At 59.5% G+C, this 13285-nt stretch carries 15 protein-coding genes; 10 read left to right on the forward strand and 5 right to left on the reverse strand.

The features are described 5' to 3' along the window. Window positions 1–3 precede the first annotated feature (3 nt). The 3 genes from ACR0NT_RS15255 to ACR0NT_RS15265 all read left to right on the forward strand — a co-directional run bounded on the left by ACR0NT_RS15255 (window position 4) and on the right by ACR0NT_RS15265 (window position 1293). Window positions 4–783: a succinate dehydrogenase iron-sulfur subunit gene (locus ACR0NT_RS15255; RefSeq protein WP_170673518.1), complete on the forward strand. Its 780-nt coding sequence runs from the start codon at window positions 4–6 to the stop codon at window positions 781–783. 137 nt (window positions 784–920) lie between these two features. After that, window positions 921–1067, forward strand: coding sequence for a hypothetical protein (locus ACR0NT_RS15260; protein WP_170446152.1), 147 nt, complete (start codon window positions 921–923; stop codon window positions 1065–1067). A gap of 37 nt (window positions 1068–1104) precedes the next feature. Next, window positions 1105–1293, forward strand: coding sequence for a hypothetical protein (locus ACR0NT_RS15265; protein ID WP_170446149.1), 189 nt, complete (start codon window positions 1105–1107; stop codon window positions 1291–1293). A 28-nt stretch (window positions 1294–1321) separates the two neighbouring features. Here ACR0NT_RS15265 and deoD read toward each other — a convergent pair whose 3' ends face one another. The 3 genes from deoD to ACR0NT_RS15280 all read right to left on the reverse strand — a co-directional run bounded on the left by deoD (window position 1322) and on the right by ACR0NT_RS15280 (window position 4461). Next, window positions 1322–2035: a purine-nucleoside phosphorylase gene (gene deoD / locus ACR0NT_RS15270; RefSeq protein WP_170446146.1), complete on the reverse strand. Its 714-nt coding sequence runs from the start codon at window positions 2033–2035 to the stop codon at window positions 1322–1324. Window positions 2036–2051: 16 nt separating this feature from the next. Then, a complete protein-coding gene (locus tag ACR0NT_RS15275) occupies window positions 2052–2369 on the reverse strand; it encodes an H-NS histone family protein (protein WP_170446144.1) in 318 nt (105 codons plus the stop codon). Between the two features lie 124 nt (window positions 2370–2493). Next, window positions 2494–4461, reverse strand: a complete 1968-nt coding sequence (locus ACR0NT_RS15280) for a protein meaA (RefSeq protein WP_170673515.1) — start codon at window positions 4459–4461, stop codon at window positions 2494–2496. A gap of 144 nt (window positions 4462–4605) precedes the next feature. On the opposite strand from ACR0NT_RS15280, the gene ACR0NT_RS15285 reads away from it, so the two are divergent. The 7 genes from ACR0NT_RS15285 to ACR0NT_RS15315 all read left to right on the forward strand — a co-directional run bounded on the left by ACR0NT_RS15285 (window position 4606) and on the right by ACR0NT_RS15315 (window position 11517). Continuing rightward, window positions 4606–5994, forward strand: coding sequence for a 1-acyl-sn-glycerol-3-phosphate acyltransferase (locus tag ACR0NT_RS15285; protein WP_170673513.1), 1389 nt, complete (start codon window positions 4606–4608; stop codon window positions 5992–5994). A 112-nt stretch (window positions 5995–6106) separates the two neighbouring features. After that, the gene (gene ccrA / locus ACR0NT_RS15290; protein WP_170446135.1) at window positions 6107–7393 is read left to right on the forward strand and encodes a crotonyl-CoA carboxylase/reductase; all 1287 of its coding nucleotides are present in this window, start codon (window positions 6107–6109) and stop codon (window positions 7391–7393) included. Window positions 7394–7599: 206 nt separating this feature from the next. Beyond that, a complete protein-coding gene (locus tag ACR0NT_RS15295) occupies window positions 7600–7818 on the forward strand; it encodes a hypothetical protein (RefSeq protein WP_170445830.1) in 219 nt (72 codons plus the stop codon). Further along, window positions 7757–8476, forward strand: coding sequence for a LuxR family transcriptional regulator (locus tag ACR0NT_RS15300; protein WP_170446132.1), 720 nt, complete (start codon window positions 7757–7759; stop codon window positions 8474–8476). Before ACR0NT_RS15295 ends, ACR0NT_RS15300 begins: the two co-directional genes overlap by 62 nt. 84 nt (window positions 8477–8560) lie before the next feature. Continuing rightward, on the forward strand, window positions 8561–9199 hold the full coding sequence (locus ACR0NT_RS15305; protein WP_170446129.1) for an acyl-homoserine-lactone synthase: 639 nt from the start codon (window positions 8561–8563) through the stop codon (window positions 9197–9199). A 60-nt stretch (window positions 9200–9259) separates the two neighbouring features. Then, window positions 9260–10792 carry an AAA family ATPase gene (locus tag ACR0NT_RS15310; protein ID WP_170673510.1) on the forward strand — a complete coding sequence of 511 codons (1533 nt, stop codon included), beginning with the start codon at window positions 9260–9262 and terminating at the stop codon, window positions 10790–10792. Beyond that, window positions 10789–11517, forward strand: coding sequence for an SDR family oxidoreductase (locus ACR0NT_RS15315; RefSeq protein ID WP_170673507.1), 729 nt, complete (start codon window positions 10789–10791; stop codon window positions 11515–11517). Before ACR0NT_RS15310 ends, ACR0NT_RS15315 begins: the two co-directional genes overlap by 4 nt. A 3-nt stretch (window positions 11518–11520) precedes the next feature. On the opposite strand, the gene ACR0NT_RS15320 is transcribed toward ACR0NT_RS15315, so the two are convergent. Together ACR0NT_RS15320 and ACR0NT_RS15325 are read right to left on the reverse strand one after the other, a co-directional pair. Beyond that, window positions 11521–12288, reverse strand: a complete 768-nt coding sequence (locus ACR0NT_RS15320; protein WP_170446120.1) for a TIGR02186 family protein — start codon at window positions 12286–12288, stop codon at window positions 11521–11523. Between the two features lie 2 nt (window positions 12289–12290). Continuing rightward, on the reverse strand, window positions 12291–13211 hold the full coding sequence (locus ACR0NT_RS15325) for a sulfite exporter TauE/SafE family protein (protein WP_170673504.1): 921 nt from the start codon (window positions 13209–13211) through the stop codon (window positions 12291–12293). Window positions 13212–13285 lie beyond the last annotated feature (74 nt).

A 13285-nucleotide genomic window follows, 5' to 3' on the forward strand; every position in this document is an offset into this window, starting at 1 on the left:
CTTATGGTACAACTGACCCTCCCCAAGAATTCGCGCATCACAACGGGCAAAACCTGGCCCAAGCCGGAAGGCGCGACCAATGTGCGGAAATTCCAGATCTATCGCTGGAACCCGGAAGACGGCAAAAACCCGCAGCTGGACACCTATTTCGTCGACATGGACAGCTGCGGTCCGATGGTTCTGGATGCGCTGATCAAGATCAAGAACGAGATCGACCCGACCCTGACCTTCCGCCGGTCGTGCCGCGAAGGCATCTGTGGGTCCTGCGCGATGAATATCGACGGGATCAACACGCTGGCCTGTATCTATGGCATGGATGAGGTCAAGGGCGACGTGAAGATCTATCCGCTGCCGCATATGCCGGTGGTCAAGGACCTGATCCCCGACCTGACCCACTTCTATGCCCAGCATGCAAGCATCATGCCGTGGCTGGAAACCAAGACCAATCGCCCCGCGAAAGAGTGGAAGCAGTCGATCGAAGACCGCAAGAAACTGGATGGTCTGTATGAATGCGTGATGTGCGCCAGCTGCTCGACCTCGTGTCCGAGCTATTGGTGGAACGGCGACCGCTATCTTGGCCCCGCCGCGCTGCTGCACGCCTATCGCTGGATCATCGACAGCCGCGATGAGGCCACGGGCGAGCGTCTGGATGAGCTGGAAGACCCCTTCAAACTGTATCGCTGCCACACGATCATGAACTGCGCCAAGACCTGCCCGAAAGGTCTGAACCCGGCCAAGGCGATTGCCGAGATCAAAAAGATGATGATCGACCGCGGGGTCTGAGCAACGTCCAAAAGACAGCACTTGCCGCATTGCGGCGAGTGCATGGCGAGTTTGCAAAACTATACAATGCAAACTGTCCTGTTCAGGTTTAGCTTGCCTGCAGGGAGGAGTGATGGAACCGAAACGGGATCGCTCCGATGCAAGAACAAAAAGCAGAAAACACCAAGGCAGCCGAAGCTCTGGCTTTGTTGGAACAGGCCTGGGCCTATTACATCCCTGAACCTGCCGTCGTGTCTCAAGAGCAGCACGAACCTGAATTGTTCGAATACGCAAACGCCGCCTGACGCTTGAAATCGTGCAGAGATTGGGCAATGCATAGGCATGCCCATTCTGTTGCTTTTACTGGCCGCCGGTGTGTTCGCCTATTTCGTCTGGCGGTCACGGACGTCTTCTTTGACGCGCGATTGCCGATGGCGGCAGCATCGCAAGGAAGGTGTCTGGATTTGCGCCTATTGCGGGGCGCAGCAAGAGGGCGCGGATGCGCCCAATGCCTGTTTGAAAGGAAATTAGGCAGGGCGTTCTCCGCCCTGTTTTTTGTTTATGCAGCGTCGGGAAAAGCGGCCTGCAGGGCAATCTCGACCATGTCGCCAAAGCTGCTTTCGCGTTCCGAGGAAGGCAGCGCCTCACCAGTCAGCAGATGATCGGACACGGTCAGAACGGCCAGAGCGCGGCAGTTGTGACGCGCGGCGAGGATGTATAGCTCGGCGGCCTCCATCTCGACCCCAAGAATACCGTGCCGCACCATCTGCTCGTTCAGATCGGGACGCTCATCATAGAAAACGTCTGACGAATAGATGCCGCCAACATGGGTTGGCGTGCCCTTGGCTTCGGCAGCTTTCGCCGCAGCCTGTAGCAGGCCCCAATCGGCGCAGGGGGCGAAGTTCAGCTCTTTCAGGATGCCGCGCGATGGTGTGCTGAGCGTGGTCGACGTCATCGCAAGGATCACATCGCGGATTTTCACACTGTCCTGCATTCCGCCACACGACCCGATGCGGATCAGGGTTTTGGCGCCATAATCGCGGATCAACTCATTGGCATAGATCGACAGGGACGGCATCCCCATGCCGCTGCCCTGAATGGTGACCGGGTTTCCATTCCAGGTTCCGGTAAAACCCAGCATACCGCGCACATTATTGACAAGCTTGGCGTCCTGCAAAAACGTCTCTGCCGCCCATTTCGCCCGATATGGATCACCGGGCATTAAAACGGTTTCAGCGATTTCGCCTTTTTTGGCACCGATATGAATTGTCATTTTTTTCCAATTCCCGTCAGATCGCGAAATCCGAGATATCCGCACCGGCATTCAAGGCATCGTGAACCCATTGCGGTTTACGCCCGCGGCCCGACCAGGTTTGTTCCGGGTTGGCCGGGTTTTTGTACTTTGCCTTGGTTTTAGAGGCTTTGGCCGGTTTTGCTGCGCCTTCCGAGAGTTCCGAAAGAGAAAATCCAAATTCGGCAGCGGCTTTTTCCGCGGCTTTCAGCGCCTCTTTACGCTCGCGTTTTTCCGCGCTTTTGAGTGCGCTTTCCACCTGATCACGCAATTCCAGCAGTTCTTTGCGCGACATTTTCTCAAGGCTGATCGCCATTTCTTTCTCCATTCCGAAAAATACCATTAATGGGCGTAATGGCCCACCGTAAGTTCAAATTCGGTTTTTATCTATCCCTTTGTCAAAGGCAATAGATTTGGAGGAGGTAATGGAAAAGCGGCCGTCATTCGGCTGCAATGTTTTGTGGATCGACCAGAGTCACGATGTCGCCCATGATTGCGTTCAGCTCAAAATTCTTGGGTGTATAGATTTTGGACACACCCATTGCACTGAGTTTTGCAGCATCCTCATCGGGAATGATCCCGCCGACAATCACGGGAACATCGGTCAAACCGGCCTCGCGCAGGCGGGTCATGACATCCTGAACCAGCGGGATATGACTGCCGGACAGGATCGACAGACCGATCACATGGGCCTTGTCCTCGATCGCGGCTGCTATGATCTCCTCGGGCGTCAGGCGGATGCCCTCATAGCTGATATCCATGCCGCAATCGCGGGCACGGAAGGCGATCTGTTCGGCACCGTTCGAATGACCGTCCAGCCCCGGTTTGCCGACCAGGAATTTCAGGCGGCGGCCCAGTTTGTCGCTGACGGCGTCAACGGCGGCGCGCAGGTCGTCCAGACCTTCGGTTTTGTTCGACACTGACCCGGAAACGCCAGTCGGGCCGCGATAGGTGCCGTAGACCTTGCGCATTTCCTCGGCCCACTCACCGGTGGTGACACCGGCCTTGGCGGCAGCAATCGACGGCTCCATGACATTGGCCCCGGTTTGTGCTGCCTCGCGCAGCGCGGACAGAGCCGCCGTAACAGCCGTGTCGTCCCGTTCAGACCGCCACTCGTTCAACCGGTCGATCTGCTCCTGTTCCACCGCCGGATCGACGACCATGATGCCGCCATCCTCGGTTTGCAGGGGCGAGGCCTCACCCTCGGTCCATTTGTTCACGCCGACAACGACGGTTTCATTGCGTTCGATCCGGTTCAGACGTTCCGCATTCGAATCGACCAGGCGCGACTTCATGTATTCGATCGAGGCAACCGCGCCGCCCATGGAATCCAGGTTGGCCAATTCGGCCCGCGCGCCCTCTTTCAATTCTTCGACCTTGGTGTCCACGGCGGGGTTGCCGTCGAACAGATCGCCATATTCCAGCAGGTCTGTCTCATAGGCCAGGATCTGCTGCATCCGCATTGACCATTGCTGATCCCACGGACGGGGCAGACCCAACGCTTCGTTCCACGCGGGCAACTGTACCGCGCGGGCGCGAGCCTTTTTCGACAGGGTCACGGCCAGCATCTCGATCAGGATGCGGTAGACGTTGTTTTCCGGCTGCTGTTCGGTCAGGCCCAGCGAGTTCACCTGCACCCCATAGCGGAAGCGGCGGAACTTGGGGTCTTCGACGCCATATCGGTCTTTCAGAATCTCGTCCCAAAGGTCGACAAAGGCGCGCATTTTGCACATCTCGGTGACAAAACGGATACCGGCATTCACGAAGAATGAAATCCGACCGCAGAGCGCCGGGAAATCCTCCGCGGGGACGCGGGGGCGCAATTCGTCCAAAACGGCGATGGCGGTGGCCAGCGCGTAAGCCAGTTCCTGCTCGGGCGTGGCACCGGCCTCTTGCAGGTGATAGGAACACACGTTCATCGGGTTCCATTTCGGCACGTTGGTATAACAATACTCGGCCACGTCGGCGATCATCTTCAGCGACGGCTTCGGTGGGCAGACGTAGGTGCCCCGGCTGAGGTATTCCTTGATCAGGTCGTTCTGAACGGTGCCCTGCAGCTTGGCCACATCCGCGCCCTGTTCCTCGGCTACAGCGATGTAAAGCGCCAGCAGCCACGGCGCCGTGGCGTTGATCGTCATCGAGGTGTTCATCTGTTCCAGCGGAATTTGGTCGAACAGGACCCGCATGTCGCCCAGATGGCTGATCGGCACGCCCACTTTGCCGACCTCGCCCCGCGCCAGTGTATGGTCGCTGTCATAACCGGTCTGCGTCGGCAGATCGAAGGCCACCGACAACCCCGTCTGACCCTTTGCTAGGTTCCCGCGATACAGCGCGTTCGACGCCTTGGCGGTGGAATGACCGGCATAGGTTCGGATGAGCCAGGGGCGATCTTTCTGCGTCTGCGTCATAGCGGGACCTCGTGCTTTGCGTGGGCAAGAAAATTACGTTCAAGCGTTCTAAAGCGCAATTTTCGGGATAAGTCAATTCGCTGCATCGCGGCATATGTGGTTCTTCAGATTGTAGGTGCCACGGTTTGGTGGCAGGGTGCGCGCATGACTCAGACCGTGGAACTTCCGCTTTGGCTGTTTTTGCTGATCCTGGTGTTTGCCGCGGTCACGCTGGCCTCGCATTTTCTGTTCCCATCGGTGCGGTGGTTTTTCCGCCGTCGCCTTGAGCGCGCGGTCAAGCGCCTGAACAAACGGCTGCAAAGGCCAATCCAGCCATTCAAGCTGGCGCGGCGGCACGACATGATTCAGCGGCTGATCTATGATCCGCAGGTCGGACAGGCCGTCCAGAATTTTGCGCGTGAGGAACGCGTACCCGAGGGCGTGGCCTTTGAAACCGCCCGCCGCTATGCGCGCGAGATCGTCCCCTCCTTTTCCGCAGTGGCCTATTTCAGTGTCGCCATTCGTCTGACCCGAATGTTGAGCAATGCGTTCTATAAGGTCCGACTCAGTTATATGGACGAAAAGGCCATCGCGGAGATCGACCCCGATGCCACCGTGGTATTCGTCATGAACCACCGCAGTAACATGGACTATGTGCTGGTTACCTATCTGGCGGCGCAGCAATCGGCCTTGTCCTATGCGGTGGGTGAATGGGCGCGGGTCTGGCCGCTTAGCCGCCTGATCCGGGCAATGGGGGCTTACTTTATCCGCCGCAAATCGGGCAGCGAGCTGTATCGGCAGGTGCTGGCCTGTTACGTGCGCCACGCGACCGAGGCAGGGGTGACGCAGGCGATCTTCCCCGAAGGGGGCCTTAGCCTGACCGGCGCGCTGGCGCGGCCCAAGCTTGGCCTGCTGAAATACATCATCGACGCAAGCGACCCCAAGGGGCGCGATGTGGTTTTTGTGCCTGTTGCCCTGAACTATGATCGGGTGCTCGAGGATACCATCCTGACCAAGGCCGCGCTGGGTAATGAACGCCGGTTTCGCGCCCGGATCGGGGTGATCACCTGGTGGATACTCAAACAGATCGGGCGGCGGCTGATTGGGCGCTATCAGCGATTCGGTGTGGCTTCGGTGCGATATGGGCGTCCGGTTTCGCTGCGGGCGTTCCGGGCGGATCACGAAGCCAACTTGATGACGGATCTGGCCCGTGATCTGGTGGCGGGCATCAGCGCAGCAATTCCACTGGTTCCGGCGCCTGCCGCGTGCTGGCTGGTGCGCGAGAAGGGGGAAATACCCGAAGAGGAGGCCGTACAGCTGATCGATCAGCTGCTGCGACGCAACGGATCGCCTACGCCGTTGGCCCGCGCAGCAATCGAGGCGGGCATCCAGCAATTGGTCGACCGGCGCATCCTGAAGCGCGAGAACGGGAAAATATCCTCGTCTGGTCAAAGGGTTGACCTGTTGGACTATTATGCGGCCTCGGCGTCTTTGGATGCGAAAACGGCTCTTGCTGCGTCCGCGAAGGAAATTTCTGCACCCGCTGGGTCATAAAATTACAAAATTCACTCAAAATATGTTGCAATATTTCTCTCTGACCAATATCTCATCGTTTAGAGCCTGCGATTCTGCATCGCGGCAATGATGAAGAATAAAGGAGGCCAACATGGCTCTGGACACCGACAGCGGTATCGCGTCTTACGACGCGCCGGAAAAAGACCTCTATGAGATGGGTGAAATCCCTCCGATGGGGTTTGTGCCCAAGAAAATGTACGCATGGGCGATCCGCAAGGAACGCCACGGCGAGCCGGACACCGCGATGGTGCAGGAAGTGGTGGACGTCCCCGAACTGGACAGCCACGAGGTGCTGGTGCTGGTGATGGCCGCGGGCGTGAACTACAACGGCGTCTGGGCCTCGCTGGGCAAGCCGATCTCGCCGTTTGACGGCCACAAGGCCCCCTATCACATCGCCGGTTCGGATGCGTCAGGCATCGTCTGGGCGGTGGGGTCGAAAGTGACCCGCTGGAAAGTTGGTGATGAGGTTGTCATCCACTGCAACCAGGACGATGGCGATGACGAACACTGCAACGGTGGTGACCCGATGTATTCGGACAGTCAGCGGATCTGGGGCTATGAGACACCGGACGGATCGTTCGCGCAGTTCACCAACGTTCAGGCGCAGCAGCTGATGCCGCGTCCCAAGCACCTGACCTGGGAAGAAAGCGCCTGCTACACGCTGACTCTGGCCACCGCCTACCGGATGCTGTTCGGGCATGAACCGCACGACCTGAAGCCGGGTCAGAACGTTCTGGTCTGGGGCGCGTCGGGCGGTCTGGGATCCTATGCGATCCAGTTGATCAACACCGCAGGCGCCAACGCGATCGGTGTGATCTCGGACGAAAGCAAGCGTGACTTCGTCATGGGTCTGGGTGCCAAGGGCGTTCTGAACCGCAAGGATTTCAACTGCTGGGGTCAGCTGCCCACCGTGAATACGCCGGAATATGCCGAGTGGTTCAAAGAGGCCCGCAAATTCGGCAAGGCGATCTGGGACATCACCGGCAAGGGTGTGAATGTCGACATGGTGTTCGAGCACCCGGGCGAAAGCACCTTCCCCGTTTCCACCTTCGTGGTGAAAAAGGGTGGCATGGTCGTGATCTGCGCCGGCACCACCGGCTATAACCTGACTTTCGACGTGCGCTATATGTGGATGCACCAGAAGCGCCTTCAGGGGTCGCATTTTGCGCATCTCAAACAGGCAGCGGCGGCGAACAAGCTGATGGTCGAACGTCGCCTGGACCCGTGCATGTCAGAAGTGTTCTCCTGGAAGGAACTGCCCGAAGCGCACATGAAGATGATGCGGAACGAGCACAAGCCGGGCAACATGTCGGTGCTGGTTCAGGCCCCGCAGACCGGTATGCGCACTCTGGAAGAGGTTCTGGACGCCCGCGGTTGAATCGCAGGTAAATAAATCTCTGGCGCCCGCGAATCGGCTTATCGGCTCGCGGGCGCTGCTTTTTGATGCATAGGTTTATTCTTTTCAATGACTTATCTGCGGTGACCCCGCTTTTTTTGGGGAGTAGAAACCAGTGAATAGGCTAAAAAACACTGCACATGCTATGGTTGTGTTAACCCTTCGTTAACCGTTTCGGAGAGAACCTGATGGCGCAGAATGAGTGGATACTGGACGTGTTGTCGGACCTCAACGCCTTTGCAGTTGAGAACGGTTTGATCGCGCTTGCCGAGCAGTTGGATGATACCAAGCTGATCGCCGCAGCCGAGATCGCGTCCATGAAGGCTGAGGTACGGACGCCCGCGGATGGGAACAAATCTCGATATGAGCCAGGTCCTGGAGGACTTGGAAAACACCAACACGCTTGACGAATTAAGCGACATCGCCATCTGGCTGCGCGACAGGCTGAGGGTCGAGCATCTTATCTACCATTGGGTCGATGGCGCCGGGGACCAATACGGCTATACGACCTATCCCGACGCCTGGGCCGAGCGCTATCTGGAAAAAAACTATCATCGGATCGACCCGGTCATTCTGGGCTGTTTTCAGCGGTTTCACCCGGTTGATTGGAAAACGCTGGACTGGTCCGGCAAGGCGGCCAAGGCCTTCCTGAAAGATGCGCAGAGCCACGGGGTTGGCAATCAGGGCTATTCGGTCCCGATCCGGGGGCCGAAGGGGCAATTTGCCCTGTTCACTGTGAACCATACCTGTGACGACGAAACCTGGCGGAAATTCATCGACCGTCATGGCCGCGAACTGATTCTGATTGCGCATTACTTCAACCGCAAAGCGCTGGAATTCGAAAGTGACCGTCAACCTGATTCCTCACGCGGACTGTCCCCGCGTGAGGTGGATGCAATGACCCTGCTGGCGTTGGGCTACAGCCGGGCGCAAGTCGCCCATTCACTGTCCATCTCCGAGCATACGCTGCGCGTTTACATCGAAAGCGCCCGCGCCAAGCTTGGAGCGCAGAACACCACTCACGCCATCGCCACGGCCCTCAGCCGAGGATTAATAGTGGTTTAACAGGCGTACGCCCCACGAACGGGAAATTAACCGTGACTTTGTACCCCCTTCGTTCCTGCACAGGACGACAAGGGGAAAAAAGTCATGTTGCGCTATCTGTTTGCTGATGAGCTTCACAAGTTTCCGGACCTGGCCGACGGAATGTTCCGGGATCGCGCGGATCAATTCAAGACCCGGTTGGGCTGGGACGTTCACGTCAACGAAAAAGGAGAGGAGCGGGATCAGTACGACGACCTGAACCCTCTGTACGTCATCTGGGAGGAAGAGGATGGCAGCCACGGCGGGTCCATGCGTGTCCTTCCGACCACCGGACCCGTCATGGTGAATGAAGTGTTCGGACACCTGACCGGGGGCAAACCGATCTGTAGCCCTCTGATCTGGGAGGTGACACGCTTTTGCCTGTCCCGCACAGCCAGCCCACACACGGCGGGGGCGATCATGCTCAGCGGTGGTGAGATGATGGAAGGGTTCGGCCTGACCCATATCGCTGGCGTCTTTGATGCGCGCATGATCCGGATTTACCGGCTGATCGGGTCCTCGCCTGATGTTCTGGGCACCGAAGGGAAGGGGCGCGATCAGATTTCGGTAGGGCTGTGGCCCTATTCGGCCGAGGATTGCAACCGTGTGGCCGAACGTGCAGGCATCCCGCGCGAGCTGTCCCGCCTGTGGTTCAAGACCGCTTTCGGTACCGGGCGGCAGCACCGGTTCGCCCTGTCGGCCTGACCTGCGGAAAAGCCAAATCCCTCTCTGGTGATAGCTGGCGCGGCCCTGTAGGGTCGCGCCATGTCTATGCCCCCCGTGACCTTTTCCGAAGATCAGGCCGCCGCCTATGACAGCATCGCCGAGATGCTGCGAACAGCCGGTGTTGACCTGGATGACGACGCCCTACTGAAGCTTCCGGGGGTGGGGAAATCCGGTGTCATGGCGGTGATCGGCAAGGCTGGTTCCGGCAAAACCCTGTTGCTGGCCGAGTTGTACAAGGCCTTGGCCGAAACCGGGGTGCAGATTGTCTCGGGCGATTTCGAAAGCCGCAAGGCAAAGGAAAAGCGTAGCCTCGCGATACTTGCGCCCACGAACAAGGCGGCCAGCGTGTTGCGCCTACGCGGCGTGCCCGCGACGACGATTCACCGCATTCTCTATACTCCGGTCTACGACCCGGAATACGAACGCATCGCCGAATGGCTGGCGGGCAATGACGAACGCCCCGAGATTGAAGGTCTGACCGACGAGGCGCTGGACCGCGCCGCGGCGTTTTATGAAAACAACAAATCCATCCCCGGTGCGCTGGCCGCCGCAGGTCTGCGCGGGTCCGATTTCATCACCGGCTGGAAACGCCGGGATGAACCGCTGGATATCGGCTTTGTCGATGAAGCCTCGATGCTGGACGACCGGCAGTTCGAAGACTTGCAGGAAATTTTTCCGACCCTGCTGCTGTTTGGCGACCCGGCCCAGCTGGCCCCGGTCAATCAATCCGGCAGCATGGTGTTTGAAGCACTGCCCGAGCCGCGCAAGCAGATCCTACATAGGGTTCACCGGCAGGACGCGGATAACCCGATCCTTGATCTTGCCCACGCGCTGGCCGACCCGCAAATGGGGTTCGAGGATTTCGAACGCCTGATCGAACAAACCGCCCGGCAGGACGACCGCGTGATCTGGGGGCAGCGGGTTGAGGTCGATCTGATGGCCCGCAGCCCGGTTCTGGTCTGGCGCAATGCCACGCGCATTCGTTTGATCCAGGCCTTCCGGCATGTCCACGGCGCACCGGATACCGAGTTGCTGGAAGGCGAACCGCTGATCTGCGACGGGATCGAACTGCCGCTGAAGCACCGCAAGAAACGTCTGGACCTTGAGGCGCGCGGTCTGATCAAGGGGGCTCAGGTCATCTATCTGGGGCCGGGGCGCAAGCCGGGATTTTCGCGTCTGCACGTGATGGGGGCCGAAGATCCGCAGGTCAGCGCCGCCTCTATCGTCAAGATCGAGAAACCGGATGAGGAAGAGCCCTTCATCCCTTTTGCCGCGCGTATGGGCGCGACCTTTCTGCATGGCGCGGCAGTGACCATTCACAAGGCGCAGGGCTCGCAATGGGACACGGTGCAGGTCTTTGCGCCAGACATCTACGCCGCCGCCCGCATGGGCCGGACCGAGGCCGGACAGCCGCTGTGGAAGCGCTTGGCTTATGTGGCCATCACCCGCGCACAAGAGCGCCTGATCTGGGTGGTACGCAACCGTCTGGCCAAACCCACCCATCCGCTGCGCGTGGATGATCTGCGGGCCGCTCCAGTGGCGTCGCTGACATTGGAGGCCGAAGAGACATGAAAACCATCATCGTAACCGGCGCAAGCTCGGGTATCGGGCGGGCCACGGCGGAACTGTTTCTGGCCGAGGGCTGGACGGTTGGTTTGTTGGCCCGCAGTGCGGATAAACTGCACGACATGGCCATGAACCATGACACTGCCATCCCTCTGGTCGCGGATGTGACCGATCCGGATGCGGTTCAGGCCGCGTTCCAAACCTTTCAGGACAAGGCCGGCCATCTGGACGTTCTGTTCAACAATGCCGGTATCTTTGCGCCCGGTGGCACCATTGACGAGATTGCGCTGGAGGACTGGTACCAAAGCGTCAACGTCAACCTGAACGGCATGTTCCTGAGCGCGCGCGAGGCGTTTCGGATCATGCGCCACCAATCCCCGCAAGGCGGGCGCATCATCAACAACGGCTCGATTGCCGCCTATGTGCCGCGTGCGAACTCGGTGCACTACTCAACAACGAAACATGCCATCACTGGCCTGACCCGCAGCCTGTCTCTGGACGGGCGGCCATTCGGGATCGCCTGCGGTCAGATCGATATCGGCAATGCGCGCACGCAAATGGTGCAAGGTCTGGTGGACGCAGCCGTTGAGGCCGGACAGCAGCCCGACCCGACCATGGCCGTCGAAGACGCGGCGCGCTCGGTGTTGCATATGGCCAGCCTTCCGCCCGAGGCCAATGTGCAGTTCATGACCGTGATGGCCACGACGATGCCTTATATAGGCCGCGGGTAGGGGTCAGTTCTCGCGCAGCAACCGGAACGCCGTCGAGGCCCCCCAACCGGCCGCAATGGCGATGACCAGTGACATCAGCCCGTACCAGACCGGTTGCTGGCGCGACAGGTTGTAGAGGAACCGCTCCAACCCCACCTTGCGCACGTCGATGGTGGTCTCGAACTGCGAGATGACCTGTTTGCCACGGGTCAGGAAAATACGCGCCCTGTAGTCGCCCTCAGTCAGGTCGGCGGGCATTGCGATTGAGGTCCGGAACAGGGTTTGTTCATCAACCGCCACGGTGTTTTCACGGATCGAATACAGCCCTTCATCCTCGCGGATGCGCACTACGGCGTCCGCGAAAGACTGTGCGCCACGGATATGCATCGCCGCCCCGACCGAGCGGATGGCCCGTTCGATCGAGATGCGATAACGCAGGTCCTCGGTATCCGAGAGGATGTCGCCCAACGGCCCACTGGTGGCAACGGCGTAAAAACTGGGGGCAAGGTCGACCAGAACGCTGTCGGTATTGACCCAGATCCCCAGTTTGCGTGCCTTGCGCCGGACCATCACCGGGCTGGAGGGTCCGGCCACGGCCACGATCACCTCAAGCGGCGGTCCGGGCGGAATGGGGGTTTCCCGTTTGACGGCCCCGAAGATCAGGATTTCCGAGCCATCGAACGTTGCGGTAATGGCCACCCGATCCTGGCTGAGGCCCAGCACAACCTGCTCGTCCACCGCAAGGGCAGGGGTGCAGCACAGGATCAGCAGGGCAATCAGGCGTTTCAGCATGATCAGTGGCCCCCTTCGCTGCCAAGCGAGTAGAGCTCGGACGGTTCGATTAGCAGGTCCAGCGCCAGTTTGCCGCAGACCACCAGAACCAAGGCCGCCAACAGCACCCGCAGTTGCTCGGCCGGCATCCGCGCGCCGATCACCGTGCCGATCTGCGCGCCCACGACGCCACCAACCAGCAGCAGAACCGCCAGGACGATATCGACCGTATAGTTCGTGGTGGCGTGCAGCATGGTTGTGAAGGCCGTCACGAAGATGATCTGAAACAGCGAGGTGCCAACCACGACCTTGGTGGGCATGCCCAGCAGGTAGATCATCGCCGGGACCATGATAAAGCCGCCGCCGACCCCCATGATCGCCGACAGAACGCCAACACACAGCCCGACCATCATCGGCGGAATGACCGAGATATAGAGGCCCGAGGTGCGGAAGCGCATCTTGAGCGGCATGGCATGGACCCAGCCGCGCTGGCGCCGTTTTGCAGGGGCTCCGCCGCCCTTTTTGGCCTTGCGCAGCGCCCGCAGGCTTTCGATGAACATCAGGCTGCCGACCACGCCAAGGAAGACGACGTAACACAGGGTGACCAGCAGATCGACTTGACCCAGGCTCTTGAGATAGTTGAACACCACCACGCCAAGAGCCGCGCCTATTAACCCCCCGGTTAACAGGACCGTGCCCATTCTCAGGTCCACCGTCCTTCGTCGGAAATGCGCCAGCACGCCGGAAAAGGACGAGGCGACGATCTGGTTGGCTTCGGTCGCGACAGCAACGGCGGGGGGGATGCCGATGAAGAACAGCAGCGGCGTCATCAGGAACCCGCCGCCCACGCCAAACATGCCGGACAGGATACCGACCATCCCGCCCAGCCCCAACAGCAGAAAGGCATTGACGGAGACTTCGGCGATAGGAAGGTAAATCTGCATGTGGAATTACCGGATGAGAGCGGCCGCGCCACCTTGGGCGGCCCGGACTGTCTCAAACCATTTGGATGAGGCAT

The sequence above is a fragment of the Ruegeria sp. AB10 genome (assembly GCF_056542745.1).

Excerpts from the sequence above, each read along its gene's own strand:
- ACR0NT_RS15310 (WP_170673510.1), top strand. The coding sequence starts at position 9,260 with ATGTCTATGCCCCCCGTGACCTTTTCCGAAGATCAGGCCGCCGCCTAT.
- deoD (WP_170446146.1), bottom strand. The coding sequence starts at position 2,035 with ATGACAATTCATATCGGTGCCAAAAAAGGCGAAATCGCTGAAACCGTT.
- ACR0NT_RS15305 (WP_170446129.1), top strand. The coding sequence starts at position 8,561 with ATGTTGCGCTATCTGTTTGCTGATGAGCTTCACAAGTTTCCGGACCTG.
- ACR0NT_RS15255 (WP_170673518.1), top strand. The coding sequence starts at position 4 with ATGGTACAACTGACCCTCCCCAAGAATTCGCGCATCACAACGGGCAAA.
- ccrA (WP_170446135.1), top strand. The coding sequence starts at position 6,107 with ATGGCTCTGGACACCGACAGCGGTATCGCGTCTTACGACGCGCCGGAA.
- ACR0NT_RS15325 (WP_170673504.1), bottom strand. The coding sequence starts at position 13,211 with ATGCAGATTTACCTTCCTATCGCCGAAGTCTCCGTCAATGCCTTTCTG.
- ACR0NT_RS15280 (WP_170673515.1), bottom strand. The coding sequence starts at position 4,461 with ATGACGCAGACGCAGAAAGATCGCCCCTGGCTCATCCGAACCTATGCC.
- ACR0NT_RS15300 (WP_170446132.1), top strand. The coding sequence starts at position 7,757 with ATGGGAACAAATCTCGATATGAGCCAGGTCCTGGAGGACTTGGAAAAC.
- ACR0NT_RS15315 (WP_170673507.1), top strand. The coding sequence starts at position 10,789 with ATGAAAACCATCATCGTAACCGGCGCAAGCTCGGGTATCGGGCGGGCC.
- ACR0NT_RS15295 (WP_170445830.1), top strand. The coding sequence starts at position 7,600 with ATGGCGCAGAATGAGTGGATACTGGACGTGTTGTCGGACCTCAACGCC.
- ACR0NT_RS15275 (WP_170446144.1), bottom strand. The coding sequence starts at position 2,369 with ATGGCGATCAGCCTTGAGAAAATGTCGCGCAAAGAACTGCTGGAATTG.
- ACR0NT_RS15265 (WP_170446149.1), top strand. The coding sequence starts at position 1,105 with ATGCCCATTCTGTTGCTTTTACTGGCCGCCGGTGTGTTCGCCTATTTC.
- ACR0NT_RS15260 (WP_170446152.1), top strand. The coding sequence starts at position 921 with ATGCAAGAACAAAAAGCAGAAAACACCAAGGCAGCCGAAGCTCTGGCT.
- ACR0NT_RS15285 (WP_170673513.1), top strand. The coding sequence starts at position 4,606 with ATGACTCAGACCGTGGAACTTCCGCTTTGGCTGTTTTTGCTGATCCTG.
- ACR0NT_RS15320 (WP_170446120.1), bottom strand. The coding sequence starts at position 12,288 with ATGCTGAAACGCCTGATTGCCCTGCTGATCCTGTGCTGCACCCCTGCC.